The organism is Streptomyces sp. NPDC047841 (genome assembly GCF_040704085.1).
GTDB classification, from domain to species: domain Bacteria; phylum Actinomycetota; class Actinomycetes; order Streptomycetales; family Streptomycetaceae; genus Streptomyces; species Streptomyces argyrophylli.
In genome coordinates this window covers 33,031-46,252 of record NZ_JBEYRP010000005.1, presented here as the reverse complement: position 1 = coordinate 46,252, position 13,222 = coordinate 33,031, and the positions used below count along the sequence as shown (strand labels likewise).

Annotated in this window: 14 protein-coding genes; 8 read left to right on the top strand and 6 right to left on the bottom strand. The window is 71.8% G+C overall.

The window, feature by feature from the left end; translation table 11 throughout:
• The first annotated feature begins 83 nt into the window (after nt 1-83).
• On the top strand, nt 84-1,355 hold the full coding sequence (locus tag AB0947_RS08965; protein WP_366749621.1) for an ATP-binding protein: 1,272 nt from the start codon (nt 84-86) through the stop codon (nt 1,353-1,355).
• Between the two features lie 17 nt (nt 1,356-1,372).
• Here AB0947_RS08965 and AB0947_RS08960 read toward each other — a convergent pair whose 3' ends face one another.
• Nucleotides 1,373-1,876 (bottom strand): GtrA family protein, encoded by a 504-nt coding sequence (locus AB0947_RS08960; RefSeq protein WP_366749620.1) that lies wholly within the window; start codon nt 1,874-1,876, stop codon nt 1,373-1,375.
• A 182-nt stretch (nt 1,877-2,058) separates the two neighbouring features.
• Here AB0947_RS08960 and AB0947_RS08955 point away from each other — a divergent pair, with 182 nt between their 5' ends.
• The 3 genes from AB0947_RS08955 to AB0947_RS08945 are packed head-to-tail and all read left to right on the top strand — an operon-like array spanning nt 2,059 to nt 4,918.
• Nucleotides 2,059-3,198 (top strand): 5-(carboxyamino)imidazole ribonucleotide synthase, encoded by a 1,140-nt coding sequence (locus tag AB0947_RS08955; protein ID WP_366749619.1) that lies wholly within the window; start codon nt 2,059-2,061, stop codon nt 3,196-3,198.
• Nucleotides 3,195-3,719, top strand: coding sequence for a 5-(carboxyamino)imidazole ribonucleotide mutase (gene purE, locus AB0947_RS08950; protein ID WP_366749618.1), 525 nt, complete (start codon nt 3,195-3,197; stop codon nt 3,717-3,719). Before AB0947_RS08955 ends, purE begins: the two co-directional genes overlap by 4 nt.
• Before the next feature lie 5 nt (nt 3,720-3,724).
• Nucleotides 3,725-4,918: a dipeptidase gene (locus tag AB0947_RS08945; protein ID WP_366749617.1), complete on the top strand. Its 1,194-nt coding sequence runs from the start codon at nt 3,725-3,727 to the stop codon at nt 4,916-4,918.
• 58 nt (nt 4,919-4,976) lie between these two features.
• Here AB0947_RS08945 and AB0947_RS08940 read toward each other — a convergent pair whose 3' ends face one another.
• On the bottom strand, nt 4,977-5,372 hold the full coding sequence (locus AB0947_RS08940; RefSeq protein ID WP_366749616.1) for a VOC family protein: 396 nt from the start codon (nt 5,370-5,372) through the stop codon (nt 4,977-4,979).
• 21 nt (nt 5,373-5,393) lie between these two features.
• A complete protein-coding gene (locus tag AB0947_RS08935) occupies nt 5,394-5,762 on the bottom strand; it encodes a VOC family protein (RefSeq protein ID WP_366749615.1) in 369 nt (122 codons plus the stop codon).
• 86 nt (nt 5,763-5,848) lie between these two features.
• Here AB0947_RS08935 and AB0947_RS08930 point away from each other — a divergent pair, with 86 nt between their 5' ends.
• Nucleotides 5,849-6,355 carry a CGNR zinc finger domain-containing protein gene (locus AB0947_RS08930; protein WP_366749614.1) on the top strand — a complete coding sequence of 169 codons (507 nt, stop codon included), beginning with the start codon at nt 5,849-5,851 and terminating at the stop codon, nt 6,353-6,355.
• Nucleotides 6,356-6,467: 112 nt separating this feature from the next.
• Here the strand turns inward: AB0947_RS08930 and AB0947_RS08925 are convergent, their stop codons facing one another.
• Nucleotides 6,468-7,811 carry a UDP-glucose/GDP-mannose dehydrogenase family protein gene (locus AB0947_RS08925; RefSeq protein WP_366749613.1) on the bottom strand — a complete coding sequence of 448 codons (1,344 nt, stop codon included), beginning with the start codon at nt 7,809-7,811 and terminating at the stop codon, nt 6,468-6,470.
• A gap of 190 nt (nt 7,812-8,001) precedes the next feature.
• Here AB0947_RS08925 and AB0947_RS08920 point away from each other — a divergent pair, with 190 nt between their 5' ends.
• Nucleotides 8,002-9,159, top strand: coding sequence for an acyl-CoA dehydrogenase (locus AB0947_RS08920; protein ID WP_366749612.1), 1,158 nt, complete (start codon nt 8,002-8,004; stop codon nt 9,157-9,159).
• 85 nt (nt 9,160-9,244) lie between these two features.
• Nucleotides 9,245-9,619 (top strand): four-helix bundle copper-binding protein, encoded by a 375-nt coding sequence (locus AB0947_RS08915; RefSeq protein ID WP_366749611.1) that lies wholly within the window; start codon nt 9,245-9,247, stop codon nt 9,617-9,619.
• Nucleotides 9,620-9,680: 61 nt separating this feature from the next.
• Here the strand turns inward: AB0947_RS08915 and AB0947_RS08910 are convergent, their stop codons facing one another.
• The gene (locus tag AB0947_RS08910) at nt 9,681-11,006 is read right to left on the bottom strand and encodes an LCP family protein (protein ID WP_366749610.1); all 1,326 of its coding nucleotides are present in this window, start codon (nt 11,004-11,006) and stop codon (nt 9,681-9,683) included.
• A gap of 119 nt (nt 11,007-11,125) precedes the next feature.
• Here AB0947_RS08910 and AB0947_RS08905 point away from each other — a divergent pair, with 119 nt between their 5' ends.
• A complete protein-coding gene (locus tag AB0947_RS08905) occupies nt 11,126-11,686 on the top strand; it encodes an acyl-CoA thioesterase (protein ID WP_366749609.1) in 561 nt (186 codons plus the stop codon).
• 69 nt (nt 11,687-11,755) lie between these two features.
• On the opposite strand, the gene AB0947_RS08900 is transcribed toward AB0947_RS08905, so the two are convergent.
• Nucleotides 11,756-13,123: an LCP family protein gene (locus AB0947_RS08900; protein ID WP_366749937.1), complete on the bottom strand. Its 1,368-nt coding sequence runs from the start codon at nt 13,121-13,123 to the stop codon at nt 11,756-11,758.
• Nucleotides 13,124-13,222 lie beyond the last annotated feature (99 nt).

Here is a 13,222-nt window from a genome sequence, read left to right as displayed (position 1 = left end):
TCCGCCGTGGCCGGTCGCGCAGTCCCCCGCGCCCCTTCGGGGCGTTGCCCCGAAGGTACTGACAAAGCCCCCCGGAGATTCCCGTGCGCCGACGTCTCATCCAGTCCACCCTCGCCGTCGTCCTCGTGGTGATCGCGGTCTTCGGCGTGTCCCTGGTGATCGTCGAGACACGGACGATCAGCAACAGCGCCCAGGAACGGGTGGAGTCGGAGGCGGTGCGGCTGGCCAGCATCGTGGACAGCCGCATCCTCGCCGCCGAGAACGTCAACGCGGACGTGCTGCGCAACCCCGTCAGCAAGGACCAGTACGCGGTCATCCGGATGCCCGGCAAGCCGCCCATCGAGATCGGCGACAGGCCCGAGGGCGACACCATCCACTCCACGCAGCTCGGCGAGGAGGGCGAGACGGTCACCGTGCAGGAGCCGCGCTCCGCGGTGACCCGCGAGGTCGGCCGGACCCTGCTGATCATCGGGCTGGTCGCGCTGCTCGCCGTGGTCGCGGCGGTACTGCTGGCCGTACGGCAGGCCAACCGGCTCGCCTCCCCGCTGACCGACCTCGCCGAGACCGCCGAACGCCTCGGCTCCGGCGACCCGCGCCCCCGGCACAAGCGGTACGGCGTCCCCGAGCTGGACCGGGTCGCCGATGTGCTGGACGCCTCCGCCGAGCGGATCGGGCGCATGCTGACGGCCGAGCGGCGCCTCGCGGCCGACGCCTCGCACCAGCTCCGTACACCGCTGACCGCGCTGTCCATGCGGCTGGAGGAGATCACCCTCACCGACGACCCGGACACGGTGAAGGAGGAGGCGACCATCGCGCTGACGCAGGTCGAGCGGCTGACGGACGTCGTGCAGCGGCTGCTGACGAACTCACGGGACCCGCGGACCGGCTCCGCCGTCACCTTCGACCTGGACGAGGTCATCCAGCAGCAGCTCGCCGAGTGGCGGCCCGCCTACCGCAGCGCCGGCCGGGCCATCGTCACCTCCGGCAAGCGGCACCTCCAGGCGGTCGGCACCCCGGGCGCGGTCGCCCAGGTGCTGGCCGCGCTGATCGAGAACTCGCTGATGCACGGCGGCGGCACCGTCGCCCTGCGCACCCGGGTCACCGGCAACCAGGCCGTGATCGAGGTCACCGACGAGGGGCCGGGGGTGCCGGCCGACCTCGGCGCGCGGATCTTCGAGCGCACGATCAGCGGGCGGAACTCCACGGGGATCGGCCTGGCCGTCGCCCGTGACCTCGCGGAGGCCGACGGCGGACGGCTCGAGCTGCTCCAGGCGCTGCCCCCGGTCTTCGGCCTGTTCCTCTCGCGCACGCCCCCGGCGCGCACCCCGGACGACGACCAGCCGACGGTCCGCTAGCCGCCCGGCCCGCGCGGCTACGGCACGCGCTGCCTGGGCGCCCGCTTCGCCGGTTCCCGCCCCGCAACCGGTTCCGCGCTCGCCACGGTCTCCCGGGCGGGCAGCGCCCGGAACACCCAGGTGCGGTACGACCAGAACCGGAACAGGGTCGCGACGCCGATGCCGACGAACTTGAAGACGTTGCTCTGCAGCGGGCTGTCCCAGCCGAAGCCGTAGGTCGCCAGGTACAGCACGCCGTTCTCGATCACCAGGCCGATCGCGCTGAACAGCAGGAACAGCGTCAGTTCCTTGGTGCGCCCGCCCTTGTCGCGGTCCCGGTACGTCCAGTAGCGGAAGCCGACGTAGTTGAAGACGATGGCCACGACGGTCGCGACGATGCTGGCCCGCACCACCGGCAGGTCCGAGACGTGCCGGACCAGGTTGAACACGCCGAGATTGACGAGGACGCCGGCGCCGCCCACGGCACCGAACTTGGCCACCTCGCGTACGAGCCGTTGCAGCCCCGAGGAACGAGGTTCCATGGCTGTGCAGCTCCCGTCGGTAGGTTTCCTCAACCCCGCCATGCTAGCCGGGCGGGGTCGCCGGTGCCCGTGGACCGGGCCACGCTGTGGAAACAGGTCGGGAAGAGGTGGGGAAGCGCCGGGTAAGAGCCCGTGAGAGGGACGCGATCCGGCATCCGCCGCGTGGCCGATACGCTAGGGGTGTGACGTTCCCGGTAGTCGGCATGGTCGGCGGGGGGCAGCTCGCGCGTATGACGCACGAGGCGGGCATCCCGTTGGGCATCAGGTTCAAGCTTCTCAGTGACACTCCTCAGGATTCCGCGGCGCAGGTCGTGAACGATGTCGTCGTCGGCGACTATCGCGACCTCGACACGCTCCGCGAGTTCGCGCGCGGCTGCGACGTGATCACCTTCGATCACGAGCACGTGCCCACCGAGCATCTGCGTGCCCTGGAGGCGGACGGCATCCCCGTGCGCCCGGGGCCGGACGCGCTGGTGCACGCCCAGGACAAGGGGGTGATGCGTGCGAAGCTCGACGCGATCGGCATCCCCTGCCCGCGGCACCGGATCGTGAGCGACCCGGAGGACGTGGTCCGGTTCGCCGAGGAGGGCGACGGCTTCCCGGTCGTCCTCAAGACGGTCCGCGGCGGCTACGACGGCAAGGGCGTGTGGGTCGTGGACAACGCCGAGGAGGCGGCCGAGCCGTTCCGCGCCGGCGTGCCCGTCCTCGCCGAGGAGAAGGTCGACTACGTCCGCGAGCTGGCCGCCAACGTCGTACGCTCCCCGCACGGCCAGGCCGTCGCCTACCCGGTGGTGGAGTCGCAGCAGGTCAACGGCGTCTGCGACACGGTCATAGCCCCCGCGCCCGACCTGGACGAGGACCTGGCGCTGCACGCCGAGCGGCTGGCGCTGACCATCGCCAAGGAACTCGGCGTCGTCGGGCACCTCGCCGTCGAGCTGTTCCAGACCCGCGACGGCCGCATCCTCGTCAACGAACTGGCCATGCGCCCGCACAACTCCGGCCACTGGAGCATGGACGGCGCGATCACCTCGCAGTTCGCCAACCACGTCCGCGCGGTCCTGGACCTGCCGCTGGGCGACCCGCGCCCGCGCGCCAAGTGGACCGTGATGGTCAACGTCCTGGGTGGCGACTTCCCGGACATGTACTCCGCGTACTTGCACTGCATGGCCCGCGACCCCAAGCTCAAGATCCACATGTACGGCAAGGACGTGAAGCCGGGCCGCAAGGTCGGACACGTCAACACCTACGGCGACGACCTGGACGACGTGCTGGAGCGCGCCCGTCACGCAGCCGGCTACCTGAGAGGCACCATCACCGAATGAGCCCCGTTGTTGGCATCGTCATGGGGTCGGACTCCGACTGGCCCGTCATGGAAGCCGCCGCCAAGGCCCTGGACGAGTTCGAGATCCCCTACGAGGTCGACGTCGTCTCCGCGCACCGCATGCCCCGCGAGATGGTCACGTACGGCGAGCAGGCCGCCGACCGCGGCCTGAAGGTGATCATCGCGGGTGCGGGCGGCGCCGCCCACCTGCCCGGCATGCTCGCCTCCGTGACCCCGCTGCCGGTCGTCGGCGTGCCCGTGCCGCTGAAGTACCTGGACGGCATGGACTCCCTGCTCTCCATCGTGCAGATGCCGGCCGGTGTCCCGGTCGCCACGGTCTCCGTCGCCGGTGCCCGCAACGCCGGCCTCCTGGCCGCCCGCATCCTCGCCACGCACGACGAGGAGCTGCTGCACCGCATGCGCGACTTCCAGCAGGACCTCAACGACCAGGCCACCGAGAAGGGCAAGCGGCTGCGCTCCAAGGTCGAGGGCGCGGGCAGCGGCTTCGGCTTCGGGAAGTGACCGCCGTGGCCGCCTTGGACGAAGCACGCGCGCTGCTGCGCGAGTTCCCCGTGGTCGACGGGCACAACGACCTGCCCTGGGCGCTGCGCGAGCAGGCCGGATACGACCTGGACGCCCTGGACATCGCCGGTGACCGGCGCGAGCGGCTGCACACCGACCTGCCGCGGCTGCGCGCGGGCGGGGTCGGCGCCCAGTACTGGTCGGTGTACGTGCCGTGCGAGCAGCCGGACCCGGTCGCGGCGACGCTGGAGCAGATCGACTGCGTCCGGCGGCTGCTGGCCCGCTACCCGGCCGAGCTGGCGCCCGCGCTGACCGCCGCCGACATGGAGGAGGCGCGCGGGCAGGGCCGTATCGCCTCGCTCATGGGCGCCGAGGGCGGCCACTCCATCGCCAACTCGATGGGCACCCTGCGCGGCCTGTACGCGCTCGGCGTGCGCTACATGACGCTCACCCACAACGACAACGTGGACTGGGCCGACTCCGCGACCGACGAGCCGCGGGCGGGCGGGCTGTCCGCCTTCGGCCGCGAGGTCGTGGCGGAGATGAACCGCCTCGGCATGCTCGTCGACCTGTCCCACGTGGCGGCGACGACGATGCGGGACGCGCTGGACGCCACGTCCGCCCCGGTGATCTTCTCCCACTCCTCCTCGCGCGCGGTGTGCGACCACCCCCGCAACATCCCCGACGACGTCCTGGAACGCCTGCCCGCCAACGGCGGCGTGGCGATGGTGACGTTCGTGCCCAAGTTCGTGCTCCAGGCCGCCGTCGACTGGACGGCCGCCGCCGGCGAGAACCTGCGCGCCCACGGTCTGCACTCCCTCGACACCAGCCCCGAGGCCATGAAGATCCACCGGGCCTTCGAGGAGCGCAACCCGCGCCCGGTCGCCACGGTGTCCACGGTCGCCGACCACCTGGACCACATGCGCGAGGTCGCCGGCATCGACCACCTGGGCATCGGCGGCGACTACGACGGCACCGCCTTCACGCCGGACGGCCTGAACGACGTCTCCGGCTACCCGAACCTGCTCGCGGAACTGCTGGACCGCGGCTGGTCCAAGGCCGACCTGGCCAAGCTGACCTGGCAGAACGCGGTACGCGTGCTCGGCGCGGCGGAGGACGTCGCCCGGGACCTCCAGGTCACCCGCGCGCCGTCCCTCGCCACGATCGAGTCGCTGGACGGCACGCGCGACGGGAGCTGACCGGGGTACGCCCGGCCCGGCGGAGATCCGCATCACCGGGCCGGGCGTTCCCCGGACGTCACGACCGTTCGTCGATCCGGCACAGGCAGAACGGATGCCCGGCCGGGTCGGCGTACACCTGGTAGTCCTTCGTCTCGCGGTCCTCCAGGTCCAGCGGGCGGGCGCCGAGCGCCAGCACCCGCTCGTGCGCCGTGTCGAGGTCCGCCCAGGTCGGGCCCGCGTCGAAGTCGAGGTGGAGCTGCTGGCCGTTGCGGTCCGCGCGCGGCCACTCCGGCGGGGTGTGCCCCTCGGCCCGCTGGAAGGCGATCCGCGGCCCGTCCGGCACCTGGAGCACGACCCAGTCGTCGTCCTCGGGGCGTGGGGTCCCCCCGGCGACCGCCGCGTAAAAGGCGGCCAGCGCGTGCGGATCGGGGCAGTCGAGAACGACGTTGCGGAAACGGGCCACGGACGCCATGGAATCCTCCTCCGGGACGGGTCAGCAGGCGCAGAGACAGAACGGGTGCCCTGCCGGGTCGGCGTAGACACGGAAGGTCCGCTCGCGGTCCTGCGTGTCCAGCGGCCTGGCGCCCAGCTCCAGCACGCCCTTCTCGGCCGCGTCCAGGTCCTCCACCGCCAGGTCCAGGTGGAACTGCTGCGACCGGTCCGCCGCGGGCCACTCCGGCGGCACGAACCCCGGCGCCCGCTGGAAGGCCAGTGCCGTCCCGCCGGGCACCTTCAGGTCCACCCACGCGCTGTCCTCGGGGTCCTCCTCCGCCGTGCCGCCCAGCACACCGGCGTAGAAACCGGCCAGCGCGTGCGGGTCGGGACAGTCCAGGACGACGATGTCGAGCTTGGCGAGAGCCATGACTACCTCCTCGTGGAGTTACCTGTAAGGACGGGTAACCAGTAACGGTTACTGCATGCTCCCCCATAGGGGGTAACGTCACAAGCATGAGCGAGAGATCGGCGGCCCCCGGCGGCCTGGCCCTGGTCGAGTCCCTGGTGAACACCCTGGACATCGAGGCGGGCACGGACGGGCTGGACACGCCGGAGGGCCGCGCCCGCCTCGGCATCACGCAGGACGGACTGGACGGGGCCCGGGAGCTGCGCGAGTCGCTGCGGGCCGCGCTGCTCGCGCACGCCGGGCACCCGCCGCACCGCCCGGTGACCCCGCTGGGCACCCTGCTGGCCGGGGCCCCGCTGTACGTCGCCGTCGACGACCACGACGGCTCGGCCCGCCTCGCCCCGGCCGACGCCGAGCCGCTGCTGTCCCGGGTCGCCGCCGCCGTCGCCGAGGCGCTCGTCGCGGGCACCTGGACCCGGCTCAAGGCGTGCGAGGCCGACACCTGCCACTGGGCGTTCTACGACCGCAGCCCCGCCGGACGCGGGCGCTGGTGCTCGATGCGGGTGTGCGGGGCGCGCGCGAAGATGCGCCGGTACCGGGCGAAGGGCGCGTGAGCGGCGACGGTTTGGTGCACAATGCGGACAGACGCCGGTTCGGCCGACTGAGCCTCGGCCGAACCGGCGTCGCCACCCGGGTCCCGGCGCGGGCCCTGGGCCCGGAGGGCGCCTACGCCTTGGGGCGGCCCATCGCGCGGTACGTCCAGCCGGCCCGGCGCCACAGCTCGGGGTCGAGGGTGTTGCGCCCGTCGAGGATCACCCGGGCCGCCGCCGCCTCGCCGAGCGCCACCGGGTCCAGCTCGCGGAACTCTTGCCATTCGGTCAGGTGCAGGACGACGTCGGCGCCCCGGGCGGCCTCCAGCGCGGAACCGGCGTAGCCCAGGGTCGGGAAGACCTTGCGGGCGTTCGCCATGCCCTTCGGGTCGTACACGGTCACCTGGCCGCCCTGGAGGTGGATCTGGCCGGCCACGTTCAGCGCGGGCGAGTCGCGGACGTCGTCCGAGTCCGGCTTGAAGGTGGCGCCGAGCACCGCGACCCGCTTGCCGAGGAAGGAGCCGCCGCCCAGCGCCTCCCGGGTCATCTCCACCATCTGGCCGCGCCGGCGCATGTTGATGGAGTCGATCTCGCGCAGGAACGTCAGCGCCTGGTCGGCGCCCAGCTCACCCGCCCGTGCCATGAACGCCCGGATGTCCTTGGGCAGGCAGCCGCCGCCGAAGCCGATGCCGGCGCGCAGGAACTTGCGGCCGATCCGGTCGTCGTGGCCGATGGCCTCCGCGAGCTTCGCCACGTCACCGCCGGCGGCCTCGCACACCTCCGCCATCGCGTTGATGAACGAGATCTTGGTCGCGAGGAAGGAGTTCGCGGCCGTCTTCACCAGTTCGGCGGTCGGGAAGTCGGTGACCACGAACGGGGTGCCCTCGCCGACCGGGCCGGCGTACACCTCGCGCAGCAGCTTCTCCGCGCGCTCGCTGCGCACCCCGACGACGATCCGGTCCGGGTGCAGGGTGTCCTGGACGGCGAAGCCCTCGCGCAGGAACTCCGGGTTCCAGGCCAGCTCGGCGTCGCCGCCCGCCGGGGCGTGCTCGGCCAGGTAGGCGGCCAGCCGGTCGGCGGAGCCCACCGGCACGGTCGACTTGCCGACGACCAGGGCGGGGCCGCGCAGGTGCGGGGCGAGGGAGGCCACGGCGGAGTCGACGTAGCTCATGTCGCAGGCGTACTCGCCGTGCTTCTGCGGGGTGTTCACGCACACGAAGTGCACATCGCCGAAGGCGCCGACCTCGGCCCAGTCCGTGGTGAACCGCAGCCGCCCGGTGGACCCCTCGATCCCGGCCACGTGCCGGCGCAGCAGTTCTTCCAGCCCCGGCTCGTACATCGGGGTCTCGCCGCGCTCCAGCATGGCGATCTTCTCCGGTACGACGTCCAGGCCCAGCACCTCGAAGCCCAGTTCGGCCATGGCCGCGGCGTGCGTGGCGCCGAGGTAACCGGTGCCGATCACGGTGATCTTCAGGCTCATGGGGTGCGCTCCAGCTCCGGTCCGTCGTCCTGCTCGGTCATGCGGTGCCTGAGCATAGTCGGGCCGCCCCGCGGGCAATTTCCCCGCTGTCACCAAGCTCACGTAGGCGGGTGCACGCGGGGGCTCTAAAATTCGGTTACTTAACGGTAATTAGCGTCAGTATCACTGCGTCTTTGGAGCGTGAGAGACCGTGGCCGGATCGGCTGACTTCGACCTGTACCGCCCGTCCGAGGAGCACGACATGCTCCGGGACGTCGTCCGCTCCCTGGTCGAGGCGAAGATCGCGCCGTACGCCGCCGCGGTGGACGAGGAGGCCCGCTTCCCGCAGGAGGCCCTCGACGCCCTGGTAGCCAACGACCTGCACGCCGTGCACGTCCCCGAGGAGTACGGCGGCGCCGGCGCCGACGCGCTCGCCACGGTCATCGTGATCGAGGAGGTGGCCCGCGCCTGCGTCTCCTCCTCCCTCATCCCCGCCGTGAACAAGCTGGGCTCGCTCCCGGTGATCCTCTCCGGCGGCGAGGAGCTGAAGAAGAGGTACCTGACGCCGCTCGCCAAGGGCGATGCCATGTTCTCGTACTGCCTCTCCGAGCCGGAGGCCGGCTCGGACGCGGCCGGCATGAAGACCAAGGCGGTCCGCGACGGCGACCACTGGGTCCTCAACGGCGTGAAGCGCTGGATCACCAACGCGGGCGTCTCCGAGTACTACACGGTGATGGCCGTGACGGACCCCTCGAAGCGCTCGAAGGGCATCTCCGCGTTCGTCGTGGAGAAGTCGGACGAGGGCGTCTCCTTCGGCGCCCCGGAGAAGAAGCTCGGCATCAAGGGCTCCCCGACCCGCGAGGTCTACTTCGACAACGTCCGCATCCCCGCCGACCGCATGATCGGCGAGGAGGGCACCGGCTTCCTGACGGCCATGAAGACCCTGGACCACACCCGCATCACCATCGCCGCCCAGGCCCTCGGTGTCGCGCAGGGCGCCTTCGACTACGCCAAGGGCTACGTCCAGGAGCGCAAGCAGTTCGGCAAGCCGATCGCCGACTTCCAGGGCATCCAGTTCATGCTCGCCGACATGTCGATGAAGATCTCGGCGGCCCGCGCCCTGACCTACCAGGCCGCCGCCGCCTCCGAGCGCGGGGACGCCGACCTCACCTACCTGGGTGCCGCCGCCAAGTGCTTCGCCTCCGACGTCGCCATGGAGGTCACCACCGACGCCGTCCAGCTCCTCGGCGGCTACGGCTACACCCGTGACTACCCGGTGGAGCGCATGATGCGGGACGCCAAGATCACCCAGATCTACGAGGGCACGAACCAGGTCCAGCGCATCGTCATGGCCCGCAACCTGCCGTAATCCGACATGCGGGACACCGCTCCCCGGCGTAGGACGGAAGCACACGGGGCCCGCCCCGGGTCCCACCTGCCTCCGTGGAGGAGCCATGACCCAGTCCCAGTCCCGGTCCGGAACGATGCCCGCCCTCACGCAGCAGATGCAGGACTGCATCGAGGCCTGCATGAACTGCCACAACATCTGCGAGGAGGCCATGAGCTCCTGCATGCAGCAGGGCGGCCAGGCGCAGATGCAGGTCATGCGCGCGCTCATGGACTGCTCCGAGACGACCCGCATGTGCGCCGACATGATGATGCGGCGCTCGCCCATGGCCGGCGAGATGTGCGCCGTCTGCGCGCGCGCCTGTGACATGTGCGCCGAGGCGTGCATGTCCATGCCCGACGACCAGATGATGATGCGCTGCGCCGAGGCGTGTCGCCGCTGCGCGGAGACCTGCCGGGCGATGGCGGGCGCCAGCATGTGAGCCCACCCCGGCACGGCCGAGGGCACCCCGCGGGGTGCCCTCGGACCGGTGCCTCACGGCGTCAGTTGCCGGAGACGGTGACCTTCTCGTCGTTGTTCAGCTCGTCGACCAGGGTCTTCACCTTCGCCTTGTCCCAGACGAGGTTGCCGCCCACGGAGCCGGAGATCGGCATGTTCATCGAGGTGCCGTCACCGCCGCTGACGCCCTTCATCGCCCAGAACATCGAGCCCAGGTCCCACAGCGACATGTCCTTGTCGACGATCAGGGAGTTCAGGCCCGCGCCCATGGTCGGGTAGAACTTGAACGGGTTGAGGATCGTCGACGGGGTCGCCACCTGGTGGGCCAGGGCGGCCAGGAACTTCTGCTGGTTCTTGGTGCGCTGGAGGTCGGACGCGGCGAACGCGTGCCGGGTACGGACGAAGGCGAGCGCCTGCTGGCCGTTCAGGGTCTGCTTGCCGGCCTTGAAGTCGGCGCCCGACCACTTGTCCTTGAAGCCCTTGTCGATGGTGATGTCGACGCCGCCCACCGCGTCCACGATGCCGGCGAAGCCCTGGAAGCCGATCTCGACGTAGTGGTCGATGCGCAGACCGGTGTTGGCCTCGATCGTGCGGACCAGCAGCGTCGGCCCGTCCTCGGCGTAGGTGGCGTTCAGCTTCGTGTGCCGCCCCTGCGCCGGGTAGGTCTTCCCGGACGTCGAGCCCTGGTACGAGGGGACCACCACGTCCGAGTCGCGCGGCAGCGAGATCAGCGTGTCGCCGTTGCCGCCGACGTGCAGGATCATCATCGAGTCCGTGCGCTTGCCCTCGGCGCCGCCGGTGTGCAGCTTCTTCTCGTCCGCCTTGGACATGCCCTCACGGCTGTCCGAGCCGACGATCAGGTAGTTCGTGCCGTCGCCGCCGTCCGGCCGGTCGATGACCTTCGACAGGTCGACCTCGCGGCGCAGCTTGGAGTCGGCCCAGAAGTAGGTCGCGATCGAGGTGACGACCAGCACGGTCGCCAGGGTGATCGCCGTCCACTTGATCCGGCGCCGCCAGTTCGGCGCGGGGCGCGGCGCCCGGGTGGGCGCCCCCGCCGTGCCGCCCGGGCCCCGGCCGCCGGCGCCGCCGTAGACCTGGCCGGTGTTGTAGCCGCTGTCGTACTCGCCGTAGCCGGCGCCCTCCTCGTGCCCCTGGCCGTCGACGTACGACGGCTGCCGCGGCACACCGGCCCCGTACGGCGGCGCCGCCGGGCCGGAATCGCCGTACGCCGAGCGCGGTCCGGGCGGTACCGCCGGGCCGCGCCGCACCTGACGCATCACGCGGGCCCCCTCCGGCTGTGCGCCGGCACTGCCGCGTCCGTAGCGCGGGCCGCGGTTGTCGTCGGACCATCCCTCGGGCCAGTCATTCATGCGCCCCAGTGTGCAGGGCGCGGCCATGTGCTCGACAAGGGATGTGGGGAAATCAGGGCCTCGCTGTTGCGAACCCGACACAAAGTCCGCGAATGAGGCTTCGGCATAAGGTAGGGGGCATGACAGACCAGGCCACGGACACGGATCCGGCGATGGAACCGGACATCCCGGGCAAGCCCACGTCCGCCTCGCGCACCACCCTCAGCCACATCATGACCCACAACGACACCAACCTGCTGGGGACCGTGCACGGTGGCGTGATCATGAAGCTCGTCGACGACGCGGCGGGCGCCGTGGCCGGCCGGCACTCCGGCGGTCCCGCCGTCACCGCCTCCATGGACGAGATGGTGTTCCTCGAGCCGGTCCGCGTCGGCGACCTGGTCCACGTCAAGGCGCAGGTGAACTGGACCGGCCGGACCTCGATGGAGATCGGCGTCCGGGTCCTCGCCGAGCGCTGGAACGAGTCGGACCCGGCCACCCAGGTCGGCTCCGCCTACCTGGTCTTCACGGCCGTCGACGCCGACGGCAGGCCGCGCCGGGTGCCGCCGGTGGTACCGGAGACCGACCGCGACCGCCGCCGCTACCAGGAGGCCCAGATCCGCCGCACCCACCGCCTGGCCCGCCGCCGGGCGATCAGGGAGCTGCGCGAGAAGCGGGCCGCGGAGGGCTTCGAGGACTGATCCGCGGACTGATCCGCGAACTGGTCCGGAGACCGGTCCGAGGACTGGTCCAGGGCCGGGGAGACCGCCTCAGCACGTCACCTCGTTGCCCCGCACGACACTCTGCTCCGGCTGGGCCGGGTCGTCGAACCGCACCTTCCGCACGTTCGTGAACTCCGCCCCGGCCGTCACCTTCAGCAGCGGTCCCTGGCCCGGCACGGCCCGCAGCTCGCTGCCCGGCAGCGCCGCGGCCAGGGAACGGGCGGAGCGGTCCCAGCGGGGGTCGTAGAAGACGAGCGTGCGCGCCACCCGGGCGGGCGCGGTCACCGGCCGGCGGGTGGTGGCGAAGCCGGTCGCCGCGAGCTCCGCGTCGACCCGCTTGGCCAGCCCCACCGTGCCGCTGCCGTTCGCCACCTGCACCCGGATCGTGTCCGGGGACACCTCCACCGGCACCGGGGCGTGCGCCGGGTCACGGCGCGGCCGCTCCCTGGCAAGCGGCTTGTCGTCCCGCAGTGCCCCGAACAGCTGCTCCGCCTTCGCCGGGTCCCACTTCAGGGTCGAGCCGATGCCCTTGACCGGGTAGTCCATCCGGCCGATCGGGACGGTGGTGAACTCCGACGACGACGGCGAGAAGTTCCGCATCGCGCGGCCGAGGTCGAGCAGTTCGTCGGTGCCGAAGCCCGCGTCGGCGCGGACCGAGCCGAGCACCGCCCGGGTCACGTCCCGGAACCGCATCGGGTTCAGCAGCACCCCGGAGGAGGTCGCCCTGTCCAGCAGGGCGGCCAGGAACCGCTGCTGCCGCTTCATCCGGCCCAGGTCGCTGGCCCCGTCGACGTGCCGGGCCCGTACGTACTGCAGCGCCTGCCCGCCCCGGAGGGTGTAGGTGCCGGGCGCGAGGTCGAGCCCGGTGTACCGGTCCTTCAGCGGCGTCGGCGTGCACACCTTGACCCCGCCGAGCACGTCCACGGTCTTCATGAAGCTGGTGAAGTCGACCTCCAGATAGTGGTCGATCTTCACATGGGTCATGCTCTCGACCGTGCGGATGGTCAGCTGGGGGCCGCCCTCGGCGTAGGCCGCGTTGAGCCTGACCGGGTGCGGGCCGTGCCGCTGACCGGTGTTCTGGTCGACGTGCGCGGGCGCCTCGGCGTAGGAGTCGCGCGGCAGGCTCACCACGGTGGCCCGCTCCCGGTCCTCCGCGATGTGCACGATCATCATGGTGTCGGTGCAGTGGCACGGGGCCCCGCCCAGCCGGTAGGCCCGCCGGTCCCGCTCGCTGAGCTTGTCGCGGCCGTCGGTGCCGACCAGCAGGACGTTCATGCCGTGCCCGGCCAGCGGCCGGTTCTTCATGTCCTTGAAGGCGTCGATCCGGGCGATGCCCGCGTCCAGGCTGGCGACCACCGCGTGCCCGATCCCGGCGGAGGCGAGCACCACGACCGACAGCGTGGTGGCCGCCCGCATGGCCCAGCGGGGCCGCCGCGGCGGCCGGACCGGCCGTACCCGCCGCTCGGGCGGGCGCGGCACCCGGCGGGGCGGCCGCGGGCGGCGCTGCGGGCTGGG

Coding starts and splice junctions, on each gene's coding strand:
- AB0947_RS08960 (WP_366749620.1), bottom strand. CDS start 1,876: ATGGAACCTCGTTCCTCGGGGCTGCAACGGCTCGTACGCGAGGTGGCC.
- purE (WP_366749618.1), top strand. CDS start 3,195: ATGAGCCCCGTTGTTGGCATCGTCATGGGGTCGGACTCCGACTGGCCC.
- AB0947_RS08940 (WP_366749616.1), bottom strand. CDS start 5,372: ATGGCGTCCGTGGCCCGTTTCCGCAACGTCGTTCTCGACTGCCCCGAT.
- AB0947_RS08935 (WP_366749615.1), bottom strand. CDS start 5,762: ATGGCTCTCGCCAAGCTCGACATCGTCGTCCTGGACTGTCCCGACCCG.
- AB0947_RS08930 (WP_366749614.1), top strand. CDS start 5,849: ATGAGCGAGAGATCGGCGGCCCCCGGCGGCCTGGCCCTGGTCGAGTCC.
- AB0947_RS08925 (WP_366749613.1), bottom strand. CDS start 7,811: ATGAGCCTGAAGATCACCGTGATCGGCACCGGTTACCTCGGCGCCACG.
- AB0947_RS08915 (WP_366749611.1), top strand. CDS start 9,245: ATGACCCAGTCCCAGTCCCGGTCCGGAACGATGCCCGCCCTCACGCAG.
- AB0947_RS08910 (WP_366749610.1), bottom strand. CDS start 11,006: ATGAATGACTGGCCCGAGGGATGGTCCGACGACAACCGCGGCCCGCGC.
- AB0947_RS08905 (WP_366749609.1), top strand. CDS start 11,126: ATGACAGACCAGGCCACGGACACGGATCCGGCGATGGAACCGGACATC.
- AB0947_RS08900 (WP_366749937.1), bottom strand. CDS start 13,123: ATGCGGGCGGCCACCACGCTGTCGGTCGTGGTGCTCGCCTCCGCCGGG.